Raw genomic sequence first — 20,442 nt, forward strand, 5'->3', positions numbered from 1 at the left:
GTGCCGCTGGATTCGAGCCGCGGACGACCAGCGCGCGTGCTCCAGGCCGCTTCCCCTTCCGGCGCTCGTCTGGCAACGCGCGCCCGCAGCGTGCCTCGGCGCCGCACAGCGCGCGCGGACGCCGTGCTGCTCCACCCGGCGGCCGGTCCGGTCCTGTTCCTCGGGCTCATGGCGCTCCTGTTCGCCGCCGTGTTCCTCGTGGCCGCCCCGGCCACCGAGGCGCTCGACGCGGCGATCGGCCAGCTCGGGGGCGTCGTGTCCCGCTCCCTCGGCGGCGGGCTCGCCGCGTCGTTCGTGGTCGATGGCCTGCTCGGCGGCGCGGGGACGGTGCTCGCCTTCATGCCGCAGATCGTGTTCCTCACGGTCGCCATGGAGCTGCTCGAGGCGAGCGGTTACCTCGCGCGCGGCGCCTTCCTCGTCGCCCGATCGCTCCAGCTCATGGGACTCAGCGGCCGCGCGTTCCTGCCGCTCCTGATGGGGCACGCGTGCGCGGTGCCGGCCGTGCAGGCCACGCGCATCGACCTGGCGCTGGCCGGCGTTCGTCCTCGCCTACAGCTACGCGGCGGCGTACGTCGCGGCGCTCGTCGTCTATCAAGGGAGCGGACTGCTCGGAATCCCGTGAGCCAGCCCGGGATGGCGGCGCCGGGTCCGGAGTTTGCTCGAGCACCTGAGGCCCGAGATCCGACGCACGCGCGGCTGCTCGAGCGTGCCGCTGGCGCGGCGGCGCGCCGAGCGGATTCATCTCGCCATGACCAGGAGACACGGTGACCGAGCACGTCCTGTGGTTCGATTCGCTGTCCCGCAACGATGTCGCGTCCGCCGGGGGAAAAGGCGGCAACCTCGGAGAGCTCACGCGCGCCGGGCTGCCCGTGCCGCCGGGCTTCGTCATCACCGCCGACGCGTACCTCGCGGCGATGGAGGTCGCGGGGGTGCGAAGGCAGCTCGTCGAGCTCTTCACCGCCGCCGATCCGAACGACCCGGCCGGGCTGCGCGCAGCCTGCGCCGAGCTGCAGCGCCTCGTCCGGGCGGCGCCGCTCCCGGCCGAGCTCCAGACGGAAATCGTCGGCGCCTACCGGAAGCTGGGGCCCGACGCGATCGTGGCCGTCCGGTCGTCCGCCACCTCGGAGGACTCGGCGTCGACCTCGTTCGCCGGCATGCACGAGACCTACACCGACGTGACCGGCGAACAGGCGCTGCTCGATCGCGTGCGCGACTGCTGGGCCTCCGCCTTCGGCGAGCGCGTCGTCAGCTACCGGAAATCCCAGCGCCTGACCGAGGAGCCAGCCCTGGCGGTCGTCGTGCAGCGCATGGTCGGCTCCGAGCGCTCCGGCGTCATCTTCACCGCGGATCCCGCCACGAAGGACTCGTCGCGCCTGGTCGTCGAGGCGGCGTTCGGCCTCGGCGAGGTCGTGGTGGGCGGGCAGGTCGAGCCGGACACGTACACGGTCGCGAAGCGCGGGCCGCGGCTCCTGGAGGCGCGCGTCGGGCACAAGGCGTTCAAGCTGGTGCGCGCGCCGGACGGCGGCGGAGAGCAGCGCGTGGACCTGCCGGAGGACGAGGGCGCGCGGCGCGTGCTCAAGGACGACGAGGTGCTCGATCTCGCGCGCCTCGCGCTGCGGGTCGAGGAGCATTACGGCGCGCCCCAGGACATCGAGTGGGCCGTCGAGGACGGGGCGACGTACCTGGTGCAGACCCGTCCGATCACCACGCTCGGCGCGCCGCACCCCGCCCCCGGGGAGGTCCTTGTCTCGGGCCTCGGCGCGTCCCCAGGCACGGCGTCCGGCGTGGTGCGCGTGCTCCGCTCGCCGGAGGAGGGGCAGCGGCTCAAGGCCGGGGAGGTCCTCGTGGCGCCCATGACGTCACCCGACTGGGTGCCCGCCATCCGCCGCGCGGCGGCCCTCGTGACGGACAGCGGCGGGATGACTTGCCACGCCGCGATCGTCAGCCGCGAGCTCCGCATCCCCTGTGTCGTGGGCACGCGCTCCGCCACGCGGACCCTGCGGGACGGCGAGCTCGTCACCGTCGACGGCGCGCACGGCAAGGTCCTCGAAGGGCAACGGGCCGCCGCGGGTGCGCCCGGCGCCGCTCCGGAAGCGTCGCCCGCGATCGCGGGGGTCGAGCTCGCGGTGATGAGGGCCGATCGCGCGCCCCCGCCGGCCGTCCTCGGCACGCGCCTCTACGTGAACCTGGCCATCGCCGAGCGCGCCGAGGAGGTGGCCGCGCGACCCGTGGACGGCGTGGGGCTGCTCCGGGCCGAGTTCATGCTGCTCGACGCGCTCGGCGGCGCGCATCCGAAGGCCCTGATCGCGTCCGGCGGCCGCGACGAGTTCCTCCAGCGCATGTCGGCCGCGCTGCTCCGCATCACCCGCGCCTTCCAGCCCCGGCCGGTCATCTACCGGACGTACGATTTCCGCACCAACGAGTTCCGCGGGCTGAAGGGGGGTGAGCACTACGAGCCCGCCGAGGACAACCCGATGATCGGGTACCGCGGCTGCTACCGGTATGTCCGCGATCCGGAGCTGTTCGCGCTCGAGCTCGAGGTGCTCGCCCGCGTCCGCGAGGAGACGCCGAACCTGCATGTGATGATCCCGTTCGTCCGCACGCGCTGGGAGCTCGCGGCCTGCCTGGAGCTCATGGACAGGAGCCCGCTCGGCCGCCAGCGCGGGCTGCACCGGTGGGTCATGGCCGAGGTGCCCTCCGTCGCGTTCTGGATCCCGGAGTACGCGCGCATGGGCATCGACGGCGTCTCGATCGGCTCGAACGATCTGACCCAGCTCACGCTCGGGGTGGACCGCGACTCCGCGGTGTGCGCCGAGCTGTTCGACGAGTCCGACGCGGCGGTGCTCGACGCCATCGCGCGGATCATCGGGGCGTGCCGGGCGGCCGGGATCACCTCCTCGCTCTGCGGGCAGGCGCCGTCGAACCGTCCCGAGTTCGCCGAGCACCTCGTGCGGCTCGGCATCACGTCCATCTCGGTGAACCCGGACGCCGAGCCCGCGGCGCGCCAGGTCATCGCGGCGGCCGAGCGGCGGCTGTTGCTCGAGGCGGCGCGGCGGCCGTGAGGGCAGCGACGAGCCCTGCCCGCTACACGCCCGCTGGACACCGCGTCTTCGCCGCGGCGCGCAGGGCCTCGCGCTGCGGCTCGGTCACCTGAGGGAACGAATAGGTGAGCCAGCACAGCGCGGCGATCGCGGTGCCGTGCCTGCTCTGTATCACGCGCGAGGCGATCGCCGGTTCGTCGTACTCCAGGTCGACCTGCGCGGCGTCATAACGGCGCAGCGCTATGCCCTCCAGCTCGCGACGCAAGGTGCGCGCGGCCGTGGCGGCGTCGCCGTGCCCCTCGTACTCGGCGGCGAACCCGCCGAGACAGGCGCCGGTCCGTCGATCGCGGACGCGGACGCGGCCGAGCCCTGCGGTGACGGTCTCGCCAGTCCTCCCGTTGATGGCGGCCATGATCGCCTCCATCACCGCGCCGTGGCGGAAGTGGGGCCGCGCGACGTCGAGGGGGATCTCGTACGACTCCGGCGGGATCACCGAGCTGCAGAGGACGATGTTGAAGTTCTCGATACCGCCCATGGCCAGGGCCAGGTCGAACGACCCTGTGTGCCATGGATCGAGCCCTCCACCGTAGTCGGTGTCTCCGTATCCCGAGGTGACGAAGTAGGCCAGCGGCACGCGGGTGAGGTAATTCGGTTCTTGTTGCATCGGAGCTCGCCCCCGGGATGTCCAGGTTCCGCGCGGCACGTCTCGGCGCTCGCCCTCCAGGATCCGTGGCGCTGGAGCGCACGCCCGGGCTCGCGCACCCGGCAGCATGAGATGCCGGCGCCACCCCCGCGTCTCCGGGGCGCGCGGAGAGCCGCGGTGACGGATGCGCGATGTCTGCGCTGCACGGCCGGATGGTGGGAGCGCTGGCTGGAGCGCGCGGGAGCGGTCAAGATGGCGCGACTCCCCTCATCCCAGGAGCGCCTCATGACCGCATCGGAATCTGGCTTTGGCGCCGAGCTCCAGCCCTTCGCCGGGATAACGTCGTTCATGCGCCGCCCGGTCACACGCGATCTGGCCGGCGTGGACGTGGCCGTCGTCGGCGTACCGTACGACGGCGGCACATCCTACCGCAGCGGCGCGCGCCTCGGTCCGCGACGGATCCGCGAGGCGTCCGTGATGCTGTGGGGCTACAACAACACGCTCGCGGTCAAGCCGCTCGACGTGCTCCAGGTGGTGGATTACGGCGATGTGAGCGTGGTCCCGCCGTCCATCACCGCGTCGATGGCCAACGTCGAGGCCGAGGTCGGCGCTGTCCTGGCAGCGGGCGCGACGGTGCTGGCGCTCGGCGGCGATCACTCGGTCAGCCTGCCGCTCCTGCGCGCCCACGCCAGGAAGCACGGCCCGCTCGGGGTCGTGCACTTCGACGCCCACCCGGACACCTGGCTCCGCGAGTTCGACGAGCAGCCCTACAGCCACGGCACCCCGTTCCGCCGCGCCATCGAGGAGGGGATCCTCGACCCCTCGCGCTACGTCCAGGTCGGGCTGCGCGGCCCGACGGAGGAGGCGGTAGACTGGCAGTGGGCGCGCGAGCGCGGCGTGCGCGCGATCACGATGGATGACGTCGCGAGGCTCGGCCTGCCCGCCGTCGTCCGGATGATGCGAGAGGTCCTCCGCGGCCCGATCTACGTCTCGCTCGACATCGACGCGGCCGATCCAGCGTTCGCGCCAGGGACCGGCACGCCGGAGGTGGGCGGCTTCACCAGCAGAGAGATGCTGCAGCTGGTGCGAGGGCTGCGCGGGATCGAGCTCGTGGGGTGCGACCTCGTGGAGGTGTCCCCGCCTTACGATCATGGCGATATCACGTCGATCCTGGCCGCCAACTTGGCATTCGAGCTGCTGTCGCTGCTCGCCGTCCGGCGGCGCGGCGGGTGACCTTGTGACCGTATGCCGCGCGCGCGGGAAAGGCGGCTCGCAGCGGCACGCACGGAGGAGCTGAGGGCCGAACGAGACCCATCCCCGCGTTCGGCGCGGTCAGCTTCCATCTCCGAGCGCGGGAATGCGGGGGGACGGCGCCCTACTCTCCTTCAGGTTTACTCGCGACGGGGATCGTACAGGAGAACGTCGTTCCCACCCCGAGCGCGCTCTCGACCGATATCTGCCCGCCGTGAGCCTCGATGATGCCCTTGACGATGTATAGCCCGAGCCCCGCGCCCGCGCTGCGCGTCGCCCGCGCCTGCCAGTAGCGATCGAAGAGCCGCGGCAGATCTTCTGGCTTGATCCCCGTGCCCGTGTCGCTGACGGACAGGCAGACATGCGCGCCCTCGACCTCCGCGCTGATCGTGATCTCGCGCCCTTCAGGGGTGAACTTCAGGGCATTGCCCGCGAGGTTCGACAGCACCTGGAGCATGCGGCCACGATCGCACGTGAGCTGCGTCGAGCTCCCCGGCAGGACGGCGTGGAGCCGGATCTGCTTCTGTTCGGCGATGGGCGAGAGCATCTCGACGACCTCGTTGACGAGCGAGCCCACCTCGTACGGCCGCATGTCGAGCTTCAGGCTCTTCGCCTCGATGGTCGCCGCGTCGAGGAGCTCGCGGAGCATCTCGATCGTGCGCTCCGCGGCGCGCTTGATCCGCTGCGCCCGGTCGCGGACCGGCTGTCCCGCCGCGCCCGCCGGGGCGGACCGCTCGAGCAGGGACGCCGCCAGCAGGATCGACGACAGCGGGTTCCGGAGGTCGTGCGCCGCGATGGCCAGCGCCTCCTCGCGCAGCCGCCGCGCCCGCTGCTCGGCTTCGTAGAGGCGCGCGCGCTCCAGGGCCTGCGCGCAGTGCTGGGCGAGCGTGCTCATGAAGCCTCGATCGTCCTCGCTGAGCCGACAGGTGTCGAGGTAGGTGACCCCGAGCACGCCGAGGGTCCGGTCGCCCAGCATCATCGGAACACAGACGCGGGTCCTGGCCCAGTCGCCCATCGGAGAGTCGGGATAGGCAGCCTGAAACGCCTCGGGGGACTCGAAGACCAACATCTGGCCCGTACGGATGCAGTCGGCGGCTGGTAGACGCGCGGACAGGGGGATGCGGCGGTGGCGCTCGAGCACCGCCTGCGGGTACCCGGGCGCGAGGAGGACCTCGATCATGCCGTCTTCCGCCGGGAGCGCGACATAGCCCGCGTCGGCGTACAGCGAGGCGAGCCCCAGCGTGAGCACCACCTCGGCCACCTGTGCAGGCGTCACCGCGCGCGAGAGCTCCGACGTGAGCGCCTGGAGCCGGCCGATGCGCGCCTCCGCCAGCTCGACCTGGATGCGCGCGACGCGCTCGGCGGCAAGGGCCCGCTCCCGCGCCTCCTCGGCCCGCTTGCGGCGCTCGATCTCGTTCACGCCCTCGACGATGTACAGCGGCGCCCCCGCGCGGTCGCGAGCGAGCGAGCGCGTGACCGCGACCCAGAGCACCGAGCCGTCCCGCCGCAGCCAGCGCTCCTCGACGGTGGAGGAGCGGATCACCCCATGGCCCAGCGCCTGGATGTGCCGGAGCGCTCCCTCGGCGTGCTCCGGGTGGCGGAGATCCTGGGCGTGGAGCGCCATCATCTCCTCGAGGGTGTAGCCGAGCAACTCACAGAGCCTCGGGTTCACCCGGAAGAGGCGGTCATCCAGGGAGACATGGGCCATCCCCACCGCCGCCAGATCGAAGGTCGTGCGGAACCGCTCTTCGCTCTCGGCGCCCTCGGCCTTTGCCGCGCGCGCCTCGAGCAGCGCGCGCACGGCCGTGATCAGAAGCCGGCTCTCGAGCGGCCATGCACGCGAGCTGGCACCACAGCCATCGGACATCGGGGACCGACCGACGGCCGCGCGGGACCGACTGGCATGCAGCACCGGGATGGCGGCGGTGTCCGGCGACCCCTGGAGACGCTGGCAGAGCTCGCACCGCTCGCCCGGCGGAAACGGGAGATCGACGTTGAGCAGCACCAGGTCCGGCCGTCCCACGGCTCTCTCGAGGCTCGCCGCGACCGTCGCCACCAGCTCGACCTGCAGCCCTGCGGCCTCGAGCATGCCGCGGAGCTCCTCGCGCTGTGCATCGTCGTGCTCCACGACCAGGACGGTGGGTGCCTGCATGATGCCGTTCGCGCCCTTCCTTGGGAGGACGGGTCCCTGGAACAGCCCCACCCCCGCGTTGCTACTTCTCCCCCGGGAGCTGGCAGAGTACAATGTATACAGGTTCACGGACGAGGGCGAAGGCAATCGCGCGCTCGAATGAGGGGGTAGGCTCATGGTGGCGTGGCTCGATGCAGCGCTCGAGGCGGGACGCCTCTACCGCTCGGTCGGCGCCCTGGATGAGGAGCAGCTGCGTCCTCATGTGCTTCGGGCCTGGGCGCGCTCGCACGCGGGAGGAGCCGATCCGAGCCGTCCTCGGGCCGAGGGTCTGAGCTCGCTCGACACCGAACGCCTGCGCGAGCGGCACCGAGGGCTCCTTCGCGCTGCCGAGCCTTACCTGCGCGCGCTCAGCCGGGCATCGGGCGATGAGCGCCACGCCGTCATGCTGGGGGACGCGCGGGCGATCATCCTTGACGTCCGCGGTGACAAGCAGAGCGTCCACGGTCCCGAGCGGGTGCCCGGCCCTGGTGCGCTGCTCGAGGAGAGCGCCTGTGGCGCGAACGGCGTCGGCACGGCGCTCGCCGAGGGCGGCTATGTCGAGCTCGTGGGTCCAGAGCATTTCATTCAGGGATTCCATGCGTTCACGTGCCAGGGGATCCCGTTCCGGGACGGAGAAGGCGAGGTGGCCGGCGTGCTCAGCATCTCGGTCAGGAGACCGGAGGTCGGCAGGGGGTTCCGCGAGATCCTGCTTTGCGCCGCGCACGCCATCGAGATGGAGCTCCTGGCCGAACGGCTGGAGCAGGACATGGAGCGTGTGCTCGCGGCGCGGGACGTGCCCACGGAGGAGCTGAATCGGCTGCTCCAGGACATCCTCCAGGTGCAGGCCGCGGCGCGCCTCAGGATCGAGATCGCCGCAGATCAGCTTGCCAGGAATCTGCTCACCCATACGCGTGATCTGATCCAGCTCGCGGCCACGGTGCTGTGCCGCTTCCGGCGCCGCGCTGCGCTGTGGCGAGCGCTCGCGCTCGACGAGACCGTCGCGCCGCGCCCGGTGGCGCTCGACGCGACGGTCCGGGATATCGCGGAGCTGCTCGAAGTCGAGTCGGCGGTCCGCGACGTCACGATGACAATCCAGGAGATCGAGCCCGTCGTGGTGGAGGCGGCCCCTCACACCCTGGCGCGCGCGCTCTTTCGCATCTTGCTGGACGCCATCAAGGCGGCTCGCGGCGGCGTCGTGCACCTCGCTCTCCGGTCGAGGCCGACGGGCGGAGAGCTCTGCCTCACGCTCGCCCCCGGCCTGGGCGTTACCATGAAGGCGCCGCTCCCGGTGCGGATCCTGGTGCCGGCCCGCCAGGGAGCTCCGGAGCGCCGGGCGCACGGTCCCGCAGAGCACGATCCCGCGGAAGAGATGGTCTGATCGAACGGGCTCGCGCGGGCCGAGTTCGACGGCGGAAGGTGGGTCCTCGCCGAGGTCAACCCGCGGATGCCCCGCACCCACGGAGACTCGTTCTTGCACGTCGACCGGATCACCCACCTCGTCCCGGTCGACATCGGGATGGCCCGGTACGACGTCGATCCGAAGAACAACCTGGCCGACGTCGCCTTCGTCGTCCGCGACGAGTGGCAGGGCAAGGGGGTCGGCACCCTGCTGATGCGGCGGATGGCGGAGATCGCGAGAGCCCGGGGGATCTCGGGATTCGAGGCGGACGTCCTGCTCACCAACAAGGCGATGATGCGGGTGCAGGCGCTCTCGCGCCCCGCTCGCCGTCATGAGGACGCCGGAGGCGCAGGTACGGCAGATGATACGGCGTTGTCTGCTGTGGAGATCCTACGCACAGAGAAGGGCGGCGCGCGGCGCCTCCCGACGCGCCAAGAGCAGGCGGTGCTGGTGTGCGTCGGCGCGTGCCTCACCGCCGTCCTCCTCGCCTCGGTCCTCCTGACAGGGGTTCCCCCGGGCATCGCTGTCGTGTCCCTCGAGTTCGACGACACCCTGGCGAATCAGTTCTCCGCGCGCTCCATCCTCGCCGAGCACCGGATGCATGCCACGTTCTTCGTGAACAGCGGTCGACTCGACCGCCCCGGCTACCTGACGGTCGCCGAGCTCCGCGCGCTCGCGTCCGACGGCCATGAGATCGGGGGCCACACCATCGCTCACGCGCGGCTGCCCGGGCTCCCCGCCAGAGAGCAGCGCCATCAGATCTGCGATGATCGGCGCGCTCTCCACGCGCTGGGCTTCGACGTGAGCGACTTCGCGTACCCCGCTGGCGAATACGACAGCTCCAGCGCCGAGCAGGTGCGCTCCTGCGGTTATGAAAGCGCCAGAGAGGCTGGCGGGATTGGCTACCCTCCATGCACCTTCTGCACATGGGCGGAGACCATCCCTCCGCGCGACCTGATGGCCACCCGCACCCCCGGCTCCCTCCGCCGAGCTCACAGCCTCCCCAGAATCCAGGCTCTCGTCCGCCGCGCGCAGCGGGTTGGCGGATGGATACAGCTGACCTTCCACCATCTCTGTGACGCCTGCGACGACTACAGCATCTCCACAGAGGACTTCTCCACGCTCCTGGACTGGCTCGCGGAAGAGCGCGAGGCGGGCCGCGTCGCCGTCCTGACGGCGCGGCAGGTCATCCGCGGCGCGACGCCTCCGCCCCGCTGGCTGGCTGCGGAGTGAGGGCGGCCGCTCCGATGCTGGCCGGGGTCGACCTGCGGCCGCCTCGACCCCCGCGGCTCCTGTCGCCGGCTCCTGCTCGCGCCGGGGCTGCCTCTCCCGGATGACCCGCGGGTGCACCACGTTCGAGATGGAAGCTGACGCTCCCGACAGCGGCGGGCCCGGGCTCACCTCGGGCGTCATCACATCACTCGGATGGGGAGGGAACCATGAAGAAACCCGTGGCGATGCTCATGGTGGGAACTTCTGCCGTGGCGTTCCAAGGGCACGTCGCCGCGTAAGTCGACGATCCGGAGATGACGGACGTGGACAGCGAAGCGCTCACGGCGGAAAACCCGGGTCTCGAGCTGTGCATCAAGCGGTGCAGCGAGGTGAATTACTGTCGTTTTCCTCCCCCTCCCCCTCATTCCCCCATCAGCAACCCGGCTGCTCTTGCAGCCTATCGGGTCGCTCTTGCAGCCTACAGGGAGTGCATGAACCGCAGAAATCAATGCGAGGTCCACTGCGACAACATTTTCAGCTGAAGAGCGTCCGGGGATGCGCGGGCCCGCTGGACCGCTGACGAGGCGTATCTCGTTGCCGATCCGATATCCCGGTGGTGTCGTTGCGGAGAACAGCAGCGGAGGCAGCCGGCAGGGCATGGCTCGCTTGATCTCCGCCTGCTCTCCTGCCGCGGTGACGAGCCGAAGCTCCCTGAGCGGACCTGCTGGCCTCACGTCACCCTCACGAACGGAAGGTTGGATGAGCACCATGGCAAAACGTACAGATCTGCAGACGGTGGAGGTCGAAGGGTTCGGCACGGTGTCGCGCCCGCCCGACTCGCTCCGCACGAGCGTGTCCGTGGAGGCGCGCGGCGAGGATCTCAAGGCCGCCCGCGACGAGGCCGCGGCCACGACGAGATCGATCATCGGGGCGCTGGAGAGGCTCCAGATCCCGTCGCTCCGGGTCCGGAACGTGAACATCTCGGTGAGCCCGATCTCGGAACGCGAAAGTGAGCCGGGGAGCACCGCGCCGCCGCGGATCATCGGATACGAGGCGACGAGCTGGATCTCGGTGGTCCTCAAGGGGGTCTCGATCGACGCCCTCCGCGCCGAGAGCTCGCGGATCCTCGAAGCGGCGCTCTCCGCGGGCGCCAACCAGACCGGCGGTATCCGCTTCTTCCTGAGCGCGCCGCAGGAGGCTTACCGCGCGGCGCTCAAGGCGTCGATCGAGGACGCCGAGAAGAGCGCCGGCGCCATCGCCGAAGCGGCCGGGATCAAGCTCGTCGGGTGGCGATCGGTGTCGACCGCGGGTGAGGAGAGGGACGAGCGCGCCTTCAAGACGGCGGCCGATGCGCTCGGCTCGGCTGCGACCACGTTCCCGATCGAGCCCGAAGAGATACGGGTGACAGCCGCCGTGAAGGCCCGCTTCCGGTTCGCGAGGAGGGCAGCGGCGTCGCTGCTGAGGACAATCGGCAGACCTCACGAGCAGCCGACGGCGGACCCGGCCCGAAACACACCGGAGCCGGTGTGAGGTCGCTCATCGTTGCGAGCGGTGGTCAGACGCCACCAAACCCAGCCGGAAGCGGCGGCTTCCGACGGCTCCCGCGCGCCAGCGCGGCTCGCCGCAGCGCATCGACGAGGACCATGGCCGCGGCGCCCCCGGGCAGCCACAGGAGCCACACGGGTCCCACCGGGGCCATCGCGAAGAGCCCGCTCAGCCCGGGCACATAGAGCAGCGCGATCGCCAGCGCGACCTCGAGCGCTAGCCCCGCGGCCACCCAGGGGTTCGACCAGAACGCGAGCCGCTTCCGCAGAGGCCCGTCACGCTGCGCGAACAGACACCCGATCTGACCCGAGACGATCCCGACGAAGGTCATCGTCGCCGCCTCCCGCTCCAGCGCACGGAAGGGCTCAAGGGAGTCGAACGGCCTCCAGCCGTGCGCCCAGTGGAAGCCGAGGTACGCAAGGACGCCGAGCAGCGCCTCGACGGCTCCGTAGAGGAAAAAGGTCCTGAGCCCGAGCTCGCGGGTGAGGATCGGTTTTCGGGGCGGCTCCGGAGGCACGCGCAGCGTCGCGGGCGACGCCGCCTCCACGCCGAGCGCCAGCGCGGGGAGCACGTCGGTCCCCAGGTCGATCGCGAGCACCTGCACGATCGCGAGCGGGAGAGGGATCGGAAAGAAGATGTAGAGAAGGAACGGGACGAGCTCCGCGACGTTGCTCGTGAATACATAACTCACGAAGCGGCGGATGTTCTGCTTGATGGCCCGGCCTTCCTCGATGGCCGCCACGATCGTGGCGAAGTTGTCGTCGGAAAGGATGATGTCCGCCGCCTGCTTCGCCACCTCGGTGCCGCGCAGCCCCATCGCCACGCCCACGTCGGCGGCGCGGAGCGCGGGGGCGTCGTTCACGCCGTCGCCGGTCACCACGACCACCTCGCCGGACCGCCGCAGCACCTGCACGACCCGCAGCTTCTGCTCCGGCGTCGTCCGCGCGAGGGTCGCGCCCGCCTGGAGCAGCTCCAGCAGTTCCCGGTCGTCCATCGCGTCGATCTCGGGCCCTTCGGCCAGGCGGTCGGCCGCGTCCAGCCCGATGGCGGCGGCCACGGATCGCGCGGTCGCGGGGTGATCGCCGGTCAGGATCACGACCCGCACGCCGGCGCGCCTGCAGGCGGCGATCGCCTCCGGGACCTCCGGCCGCGTCGGGTCGTGCATGCAGACCAGGCCCAGGCACTTGAGCGGGCCGCCAGCCTCCCTCACGGCGAGCAGGAGGACGCGCTCGCCGCGCTCGGCCGCGCTCACCACCGCCTCGTCGAGGCCCGCGGGCGCCGGCGCGCCGGTCAGCGCCACGACCGCCTCGGGCGCCCCCTTCACGAAGTCCCGCGTGGCGCCGCCCTCCGCGCACGTCACCGCCATGTAGCGCCGGCGCGCGTCGAACGCTGTGTCGGCGATCCGCGGCCACCGGGCGCGCGCCTCGGCCAGGTCCACCCCGCCGGCCGCGGCCCAGCGCGCGAGGGCCACGTCCACCGGATCGCCCTCGCAATCGCCCCCCGCCGGCGCCGGGCGCGCGTTGCTGCACAGCGCGGCCGCGAGCCGCGCCGCCCGCTCCGCGTCCGGCGGCGCGCCCCGCGCGGGGGTGAAGCCGCGCACCGAGAGCGCGTTCTGCGTGAGGGTCCCCGTCTTGTCCGTGCAGATGGTCGTCACCGACCCGACCACCTCGACCGCGGACAGGCGCCGCACCGGGGCGCCGCGCGCGGCCATGCGCTGCGCGCCGATCGCGAGCGACACGCTGAGCGTCGGGAGCAGCCCCTCGGGGACGAGCGCCACGATCACGCCGATCGCGAACGTGAGCGCGCCGAGCGGGCCGACGCGGTGGAACGCCTGCGCGAGCACCAGCGTGGCCGCGCCGGCGATCACCGCGATCACCGCGGTGACGCGCGAGAGCTGCGCGACCTGGCGCTCGAGCAGCGAGCCCTCGCGCCCGCCCTGCTCGAGGAGCAGGGCGATCTTGCCCGCGGCGCTCTCCGCGCCCGTCGCGAAGACGAGCGCCTCGCCCGCGCCGGTCACCACGGACGCGCCGCTCGGCAGCAGGCTCGGGAGCGCGAGCTCCTCTGCGCCTCGGCCCGGCGGGGCGACCGGCGCCGCGTCGCGATCGACCGGGGCCGTCTCGCCCGTCAGCATCGAGAGGTCGATCGAGAAGCTGTCTGCGCCGAGCAAGATGCAGTCGGCGGGGACGATCTCCCCTGCCGCCAGCCGGACCACATCGCCCGGTACGAGCTCGCGCGCGGGCACACGCCGCTCGACGCTCGCCCGTACGACGCGGGCGCGCACGGCGACACGGCGCATCAGGCTGCTCACGACCTGCTCGGCGCGGTGCTCCTGGAGGAACGCGAACACGCCATTGAGCACCACGACCGCGATGATGGCGAACCCGAGCTCCGGGGCCCCCGCGGCGAAGGCCAGCCCGGCGCCGAGCCAGAGCAGCAGCGCGAGCGTGTGCGTGAGCTGCGCGAGCAGGATCCGGAGCGGACGTGACCGCCTGGGCGGCGCAGGCTCGTTGTCGCCGTGGGCGAGCCGCCTCCTCGCCGCTTCGGCTTCGGTCAGGCCGTTCGGAGCGGACCGCAATGCCTGGATTCGCCCCGCGACGGAGAGCGCGGCGAGCTCCGCGGGATGAACGCATGATTGCGCGCCGGTTTCGTGGAGCGGCTTTGCCTGTCCGGCCGCGCCGACAGGACCGGCCGCGGCGGCACGAGGAGACGAGCGACTCACTTCCGCGGGCCTCGGCCAGCAGGTAGCAAGCCTCGGTCCGCTGCGCGGCAGCGGGCTGCCCCCCTGAACGTGGGGTGAACACGCGGTGACCACAGCGGGCGAGGCGCGCTGCGCACAGCGGTGCACCGGGCCTCCCGCACCGGCCGGCATGAACAGAGCATGAACAGCTCGGCATCGCGGGAAGTCATCCCATGGACCTGGCCGCGTTGAAGCTTCAGGCGACGTGGCTCTCGTGCGACAATCGGCCGATCGAGGCGGGGGGCCATGGTGTGGACAGAAGAAGTCGAGGCGTCGAGCAGCCGCGAAGAGGAGGTCGCCAGCATGGCATCCCCCTGTCGATGTGGGCACCACGAGGCTGGCGCGGCGCCGGCCGAGCTCATTGCGCGCGCTGCGCTCGGAGTCGCGCGCACGACCGATCTGGACGAGCTCGCCGGTCTCCTGCTCGATCAGGTCGTGGAGCTCGGCGCACGCGCTGCCTACCTGCTCCTGGCCTCCGATCGCACCGCCGAGCTCGGGCTTCATTCCCACCGCCACCTGCCGGCCGACGTCCGTCTCGGCCTCGCGCGGGTGGCGCTCGACGCGCCGCTGCTCGACGCCCGGGCGGCGAGCACGGGCCGAGTTCAGGTGATGAGCGACGCGCGCTCGGTCGAGCCGGGCTCGTGCCTGACACGCGAGGTCTGCGCGCGGGTAGACGCGCAGAGCGTCGTCTCGATGCCGCTCTGCGCCCGAGGTCGCTGCCTCGGCGTCCTGTCCTGGTATCTACCCCACCCTCACCCCGATGCCGGTGTCGACCTCGGCGCGCTCGCCGCGATCTTCGCGATGGGCCTGGACAGCGCCCTCGCGCGCCAGGAAAACGCGCGCGTCAATGCCCAGATCGAGCCGGTCCGGCGGTCGACTGCCGACGGCGGCGACAGCCTCGATCGACCCGTGGCGCTCCAGCCCATGGCGGACCGGGCGCGCGCCGTCGCCGGGGCGGAGCACGCCGACCCCGGCGTCCATGCCGGTGACGACGACACCAACGAGCGCAAGCAGGCGGAGAAGGCGCTCCGCGAGAGCGAGGAGCGCTTCCGGCTCAGCTTCGAGAACGCGCCCATCGGCAAGGCCATCATCGGGCTCGACGGGCGCTTCATCCGCGTCAACCATGTCTATTGCGAGATCGTGGGCTACTCGGCCGAAGAGCTCTCGGAGCGCCGGTTCCAGGACATCACCCATCCCGACGACCTGGACACCGACGTGGGCCTGGTCGAGCAGCTGCGCCGCGGCGAGATCCAGCGCTATCAGCTCGCCAAACGCTACATCCGCAAGGACGGCGCGGTCATCGCCGTCATCCTGCACGTGTCCGTGGTGCGCGGCGAGAGAGGCGAGCCCATTCACTACATCGCCCAGGTGGAGGACGTGACCGAGCGCAAGCAGGCGGAGGAGGAGCGGGAGCGCCTGCTCGCGCAGCTGGATGCCGAGCGGAGGACGCTGCAAACGATCTTCGACAGCGCTCCCGTCCCGCTCCTGCTCATCGAGCGGGACGGCGAGGAGCTCGTGATCGCCAATCCGCACGGCGTCGAGATCACCGGGGGCGCCGCGGCGCGGAGTCAGTACGTCGGTCGCATGCGCCGCCCGGACGGCACCCCCATGACGCTCGACGAGCTGCCCTCGAGCCGGGCGATGCGAGGCGAGACGGTCCCCGGCGAGGAGATCGTGATCGCCGAGGCGGACGGCTCGTGCCGGACCTTCCTCGTCGCCGCCGCGCCGCTCCGCGACGGCGCGGGAAAGATCACCGGGGCGGTCGTGGCCGGCGAGGACATCAGCCCGTTGAAGGAGCTCGAGCGAATGCGCGAGGAATGGACCACCATCATCGCCCATGACCTGCGTCAGCCGATCACCAACATCGTCCTCAAGGCCTCCCTGCTCGCAAAGCAGCCGCAGTCCAGCGACAAGGCGCGGCACATCGTGGCCAGCGCGATGCAGCTCAACCGGATGATAAGCGATCTGCTCGACGTCTCCCGCCTCGAGTCGCACCGGCTGGATCTCAGGCCCGCGGAGGTCGATCTCCCGGCGCTCATCCGGGCGACGGTGGAGCGGACGGCGGACGCGACGAAGGGACACGGGGTCGACGTCGAGGTGCTGGACGGGATCCCGCCGCTCCTGGCCGATCCCGGGCGCCTGGAGCAGGTGCTCACCAACCTGCTGTCCAACGCGGCCAAGTACGGCGCGCCCGGGACGCCGATCCGGGTCGCGGTGGAGCGGCGGGGCGGCGAGGTGCTCGTGGCGGTCCAGAACGAGGGGAAGGGCATCGCGCCGGAGGAGCTGCCGAGGCTCTTCGCCCGCTACTACCGGACCCGCGAGGCGAAGGCAGGAGGCGCCGCCGGGCTGGGGCTCGGGCTCTACATCGTGCGAGGGCTCGTCGAGGCCCACGGAGGGCGGGTCTGGGTCGAGAGCGCGCCCGGGAAGACGAGCTTCCAGTTCACGCTGCCGCTGCCGCAGCGCGCCCGGTCTTCAGACAGGGAGCCCTGGTAACACCTCGGCGCCGCGGGCGAGAGCCCGCGCCACAGGAGGAGCCGGAGCGCGCAGAAGGCCCTGGCCGGCTGGACGCGGACGTGCGCACGCCTGGCTGCCGTACGTCGCATCTCCGCGGGCGTCGCCGCGCTGCCGGCACGCATACGCCGGCCCTACGTTCTCCGGCGCGGCTCGGCAGCGTCGGGCGCTGGCTCGGCGGCGACCGGCTCGCGCGACGGTGAGGAATCCATGTACATCAACTATCTCACGCTTGCGCTCGTCACGGCGGCGGCGGCGCTGGCGCTCGGGGCCTTTTACCTCCTCGGCACGCCCGCCGCCGGGGACGCGCAGCCTCGCCGCCGCAGCTTCGCCTGGGCGTTCGGGGCGTCCGGGCTCCTCCTGCTCATCACGGGCCTCCACATCGTGCTGACATGGCCCATCCCGGGCGGGTACAACATCGTCTTCGGAGAGCCGCTCGCCTATTTCGGGACATTGCTCGTGGTCGGGGCACCGGCGCTGTGGCTGGGCGAGCGTCTGGGCCCCCTGCTCCTGCTCGGGGCCTTCGGGGGCGTCACCAACCTGGTGCTCGCGCTGGCCATCGCGCGCCACGGGATGACGCAAAACCCGGCGCTCGCCGCGGCGATGTACGGCGCGAGCGGCCTCGGGCTGCTGCTCGCTCCGGCGATGGACAGGTCCGCGCTGGCGAGGCGCGCAGCAGGCGCGCTGCTCGCGGCCTCGGCGGCGCTGTTCGCGCTGTTCGGCTATGTGGCCTACGTGAAGCACACGGGCCTCGACGCGTTCGGGAAGTGGGTGCCGCTCGAGGCGCGCTCGTGGCGATAGCCCGCGCGTCGCCGGCGCACATCACATCTCCTCGAGCTCCTTGCCCTTCGTCTCGGGGATGAAGGCGACGACGAACGCCAGCGAGGCCGCCGCGGCGGCGGTGTAGAGCCCATAGGCGACGCCCAGGCCGGCCTCCTTGAGCGCGGGGAAGGTCGCGGTCACGAGGAAGTTCGCCAGCCATTGCGCGGCCGCCGCGACCGAGAGGGCGAGGGCGCGGATGCGGTTGTCGAACATCTCGCCGAGCAGCACCCAGGTCACCGGACCCCAGGACGCCCCGAAGCAGAAGACATAGAGGTTGGCCGCGACGAGCGCGACGGGGCCGGCGGCGCCCCTCAGGACGGGGTTGCCCGCGGCGTCCTCGCCCGCGGCGCCGAACACGGCCGCCATGGCGCCGAGCGTCAGCGCCATGCCGATGGAGCCCGCGATCAGCAGCGGCCTTCGCCCGACGCGGTCGACGGTCGCGATGGCGACGAGGGTGGTCACGATGTTGGTGACGCCGGTGATGACCGTGATGGCGAGGGAGCTCCGCTCGGAGAACCCGACCGCCTGCCAGAGGACGCTCGAGTAATAGAAGATGACGTTGATGCCCACGAGCTGCTGGAATGCCGAGAGGCCGATGCCGATCCAGACGATGCGGCGCAGCCCAGCGCGCCCGCGCAGGTCCGCGAGCCTGGGCCGGCGCTCGGACGAGAGCGTCCTCTGGATCTCGACGAGCTTCGCCTCTGCGGCCGCGCCGAGGAGCCGACGGAGCACGACGAGCGCCTCGGCCACGCGCCCCCTCGCCACGAGGTGGCGCGGGGACTCGGGGATCAGCAGCGCGCCCATCCCGTAGAGGAGCGCCGGTGGGATGGCGCTCCAGAACATCCATCGCCAGGCGCTGGCCCCGAGCCAGAACGGGCTCGCCGCCGAGCCCGCGTACGTCACGATGGCGTAATCGCCCAGCAGGGCGACGAAGATGCCGAGCACGATCGCGAGCTGCTGGAGCGATCCGAGGCGGCCGCGCAGGTGAGCCGGCGCGATCTCCGCGATGTACGCGGGCGCGACGACGCTGGCCGCGCCGACGGCGACGCCGCCGAGCACCCTCCACGCGCTGAAGTCCCAGGGCGAGACCGCCGCCCCCGAGCCCGCCGCGCTGACGACGAAGAGCAGAGAGGTCACCAGCATCGTCCGCGTCCGGCCGTGGCGGTCGGCCAGCCTGCCTGCGAGCAACGCGCCGGCGGCCGCGCCGAGCAGCGCCGAGGACACGGACAGGCCCACCGTGACCGCGCGCGCTGTGAACATCCTCTCCAGCGCGCCGACGGCGCCGTTGATCACGGCGGTGTCGAACCCGAACAGGAAGCCGCCCAGCGCGGCGACGGACGCGATCAGGGCGACCCGTACGGTGAAGAGGTGCTCCTCGCCGCGTCCGTCCCCCTGCTGCGCCGCGGGCTCTCGCATGCCGCCGGTGAACCACGAAGCGTGCCGACCGCGACGGCCGTACTCATCGCGTCAGCAGCCCCAGCACCCGGAACGTCCTTCAGGTCAGCCTGCTCTTCGACGAAGCGCGACGCTGCCGGCGTCAGCCCGGCCACGATCGCATCCAGGCGCCGGAGCACGATGTCGAGTCGCTCGATCATCTCCTTCTAAAGTGAGGCACGGAACGGGCGGCCGCGCCCCCGCTCGAATGAACGGCGGGAGGCACGAACTCCACCTCCTGATCCGCGCGACGGCGACGACCGACTCTCTTCGAGGATCAGCGAGAAGACGGCCGATGCCCGCCCATTTCAGCTGCGAGAATGTAGGCAGCATAGTTCATGCTCAGATCGGGAGCTCCTTGCTGACAACCGGTGTATCGATTCATTTGTTCTGACAGCGATCCATCGGGATTGATGTGCTGATGCACTCGTTCCAGGAACGCATCTCCTTTGCGCCGGAGCGCATCGACGACGTCGCCGAAGCGCGGGTCGCCACGGAGGAGCTCCTCGCCTGGGCGGAAGCGCGCGTCTTCCAGCGGCAGCCTCTGGAAGAACGGCAGGTTCGTGGAGGTGAGGACGGCCCTCTCCTGCCTCAGGTAGCGTTCGGCCAGCTTGTAGTAATACGACGCGAAGGCGATCGTGAGACTTGGCCACGGATTGCCGAGCGAATCCGTGCGATATCCATCGTAGCGGTCTTCAGGATAGCGGCCGATGGCGATCCCCGCGATCGGCATGGACGGGTCGTTGATCAGGTACATGGCCTCGAAGGCGCGCTCCACCGCTGCGGCCGTCGCGAGCACCTGCTCCTGGTCCACTGGATAAGGAGAGACCCCTTCGAGGGGGAGATCTTTTTCAGTGGCATATCCGCCCAACGTCGCGACGATGACCGAGCTGTCCAGGCCGCTGCGAGGGCTCGGCCATCCATCTTGATCACGCGTCGCGACGAGGTGATTGCGCCCGGGATCCCAGTGCAAGAGCAATTCATCACCCAGCGCTCGCGACTGCTCGAGGTACCAGCGGGCCGCTCCAGCATCCTCGAGCCTCGCCGCGAGCGCGGCTCCCTCGACCAGCGCCGTTCGCTCCAGGAGTCGCGTGAAGAAATGGTGTCCCCACACCTCTTCCCAGGGATCGAAGCAGGGCTCGCGCCAGTGGTGCGAGACGTATTCCAGGTCCGTCTTGATCACCGAGTCGGTCGGCAGCTTCGCATCATAGAGCTTCTCACGTACCAGCTCCCGTTTGCCCTCGTCCAGAAGGACGAAGGCCAGACGGGTGAGCTCGATGGCTCGAATGGCAGGTCCGTCGTGCTGCGGACGTCCCCATGGCCCCGAGTAGGGCTCTCCGTCGATCGTGAACTTCGGCTCACCCAGCCCGGCAGGGCTGCGGGCGGCAGTCCGCTGAATGTGCCTGGAAAAGTCCAGAAAGTCGATCATCAGGCTCAAATACCGCCTCCGAGCCGCGGGCTGCGCCGCCGACTGGTACAGGGAGAGGATGGCCTTTACCACGATGCCTGCGTCTCGAACCCAATGGAAGTAGTAATCCGGGTTCGATCGAGATGGGGAAGCCACGATGGCTCCGGGGATGGCTCCCGGAGGCGACACGTTCTTCAGCAGGAGCTCCCTGGCGCGCTCGAGGTCCTGATGGATCCATCTTTGCGGGCTCTTTGCTCTCATGTCGATCT

Annotated in this window: 13 protein-coding genes; 8 read left to right on the forward strand and 5 right to left on the reverse strand. The window is 71.2% G+C overall.

Annotated features, from left to right (window positions below; all coding sequences use genetic code 11):
• Positions 1 to 90: 90 nt before the first annotated feature.
• Both WME85_RS24530 and ppsA read left to right on the forward strand, forming a co-directional pair.
• On the forward strand, positions 91 to 768 hold the full coding sequence (locus tag WME85_RS24530; RefSeq protein WP_437841489.1) for a nucleoside recognition domain-containing protein: 678 nt from the start codon (positions 91 to 93) through the stop codon (positions 766 to 768).
• The gene (gene ppsA, locus WME85_RS24535) at positions 765 to 3,062 is read left to right on the forward strand and encodes a phosphoenolpyruvate synthase (protein ID WP_437841492.1); all 2,298 of its coding nucleotides are present in this window, start codon (positions 765 to 767) and stop codon (positions 3,060 to 3,062) included. The genes WME85_RS24530 and ppsA overlap by 4 nt, the downstream gene beginning before the upstream one ends.
• A gap of 22 nt (positions 3,063 to 3,084) precedes the next feature.
• Here the strand turns inward: ppsA and WME85_RS24540 are convergent, their stop codons facing one another.
• Positions 3,085 to 3,705, reverse strand: coding sequence for a pyruvoyl-dependent arginine decarboxylase (locus WME85_RS24540; RefSeq protein WP_437841494.1), 621 nt, complete (start codon positions 3,703 to 3,705; stop codon positions 3,085 to 3,087).
• Positions 3,706 to 3,969: 264 nt separating this feature from the next.
• Here WME85_RS24540 and speB point away from each other — a divergent pair, with 264 nt between their 5' ends.
• Positions 3,970 to 4,917, forward strand: a complete 948-nt coding sequence (speB, locus tag WME85_RS24545; protein ID WP_437841497.1) for an agmatinase — start codon at positions 3,970 to 3,972, stop codon at positions 4,915 to 4,917.
• Between the two features lie 142 nt (positions 4,918 to 5,059).
• On the opposite strand, the gene WME85_RS24550 is transcribed toward speB, so the two are convergent.
• Complete coding sequence (locus WME85_RS24550; protein ID WP_437841499.1) at positions 5,060 to 7,138, reverse strand: ATP-binding protein; 2,079 nt, start codon at positions 7,136 to 7,138, stop codon at positions 5,060 to 5,062.
• A gap of 103 nt (positions 7,139 to 7,241) precedes the next feature.
• Here WME85_RS24550 and WME85_RS24555 point away from each other — a divergent pair, with 103 nt between their 5' ends.
• The 3 genes from WME85_RS24555 to WME85_RS24565 all read left to right on the forward strand — a co-directional run bounded on the left by WME85_RS24555 (position 7,242) and on the right by WME85_RS24565 (position 11,246).
• Positions 7,242 to 8,483 carry a GAF domain-containing protein gene (locus WME85_RS24555; RefSeq protein WP_437841502.1) on the forward strand — a complete coding sequence of 414 codons (1,242 nt, stop codon included), beginning with the start codon at positions 7,242 to 7,244 and terminating at the stop codon, positions 8,481 to 8,483.
• 66 nt (positions 8,484 to 8,549) lie between these two features.
• On the forward strand, positions 8,550 to 9,737 hold the full coding sequence (locus tag WME85_RS24560; RefSeq protein WP_437841504.1) for a GNAT family N-acetyltransferase: 1,188 nt from the start codon (positions 8,550 to 8,552) through the stop codon (positions 9,735 to 9,737).
• 747 nt (positions 9,738 to 10,484) lie between these two features.
• Positions 10,485 to 11,246 (forward strand): SIMPL domain-containing protein, encoded by a 762-nt coding sequence (locus WME85_RS24565; protein ID WP_437841507.1) that lies wholly within the window; start codon positions 10,485 to 10,487, stop codon positions 11,244 to 11,246.
• A gap of 25 nt (positions 11,247 to 11,271) precedes the next feature.
• Here the strand turns inward: WME85_RS24565 and WME85_RS24570 are convergent, their stop codons facing one another.
• Positions 11,272 to 13,980 (reverse strand): cation-translocating P-type ATPase, encoded by a 2,709-nt coding sequence (locus tag WME85_RS24570; protein WP_437841509.1) that lies wholly within the window; start codon positions 13,978 to 13,980, stop codon positions 11,272 to 11,274.
• Between the two features lie 321 nt (positions 13,981 to 14,301).
• Between WME85_RS24570 and WME85_RS24575 the strand changes: the two genes are divergently transcribed.
• Both WME85_RS24575 and WME85_RS24580 read left to right on the forward strand, forming a co-directional pair.
• Positions 14,302 to 16,491 (forward strand): PAS domain S-box protein, encoded by a 2,190-nt coding sequence (locus WME85_RS24575; RefSeq protein ID WP_437841511.1) that lies wholly within the window; start codon positions 14,302 to 14,304, stop codon positions 16,489 to 16,491.
• Positions 16,492 to 16,719: 228 nt separating this feature from the next.
• A complete protein-coding gene (locus WME85_RS24580; RefSeq protein ID WP_437841514.1) occupies positions 16,720 to 17,310 on the forward strand; it encodes a DUF981 family protein in 591 nt (196 codons plus the stop codon).
• Between the two features lie 21 nt (positions 17,311 to 17,331).
• Here the strand turns inward: WME85_RS24580 and WME85_RS24585 are convergent, their stop codons facing one another.
• A complete protein-coding gene (locus WME85_RS24585) occupies positions 17,332 to 18,747 on the reverse strand; it encodes a sugar porter family MFS transporter (RefSeq protein ID WP_437841517.1) in 1,416 nt (471 codons plus the stop codon).
• 295 nt (positions 18,748 to 19,042) lie between these two features.
• Positions 19,043 to 20,434 (reverse strand): glycoside hydrolase family 15 protein, encoded by a 1,392-nt coding sequence (locus WME85_RS24590; RefSeq protein ID WP_437841519.1) that lies wholly within the window; start codon positions 20,432 to 20,434, stop codon positions 19,043 to 19,045.
• Positions 20,435 to 20,442 lie beyond the last annotated feature (8 nt).

Source organism: Sorangium sp. So ce1153 (genome assembly GCF_051521595.1).
In the GTDB taxonomy this organism is placed as follows: domain Bacteria; phylum Myxococcota_A; class Polyangia; order Polyangiales; family Polyangiaceae; genus Sorangium.

Excerpts from the sequence above, each read along its gene's own strand:
- WME85_RS24540 (WP_437841494.1), bottom strand. The coding sequence starts at position 3,705 with ATGCAACAAGAACCGAATTACCTCACCCGCGTGCCGCTGGCCTACTTC.
- speB (WP_437841497.1), top strand. The coding sequence starts at position 3,970 with ATGACCGCATCGGAATCTGGCTTTGGCGCCGAGCTCCAGCCCTTCGCC.
- WME85_RS24555 (WP_437841502.1), top strand. The coding sequence starts at position 7,242 with ATGGTGGCGTGGCTCGATGCAGCGCTCGAGGCGGGACGCCTCTACCGC.
- WME85_RS24560 (WP_437841504.1), top strand. The coding sequence starts at position 8,550 with ATGCCCCGCACCCACGGAGACTCGTTCTTGCACGTCGACCGGATCACC.
- WME85_RS24565 (WP_437841507.1), top strand. The coding sequence starts at position 10,485 with ATGGCAAAACGTACAGATCTGCAGACGGTGGAGGTCGAAGGGTTCGGC.
- WME85_RS24575 (WP_437841511.1), top strand. The coding sequence starts at position 14,302 with ATGGCATCCCCCTGTCGATGTGGGCACCACGAGGCTGGCGCGGCGCCG.
- WME85_RS24580 (WP_437841514.1), top strand. The coding sequence starts at position 16,720 with ATGTACATCAACTATCTCACGCTTGCGCTCGTCACGGCGGCGGCGGCG.
- WME85_RS24585 (WP_437841517.1), bottom strand. The coding sequence starts at position 18,747 with ATGCGAGAGCCCGCGGCGCAGCAGGGGGACGGACGCGGCGAGGAGCAC.
- WME85_RS24590 (WP_437841519.1), bottom strand. The coding sequence starts at position 20,434 with ATGAGAGCAAAGAGCCCGCAAAGATGGATCCATCAGGACCTCGAGCGC.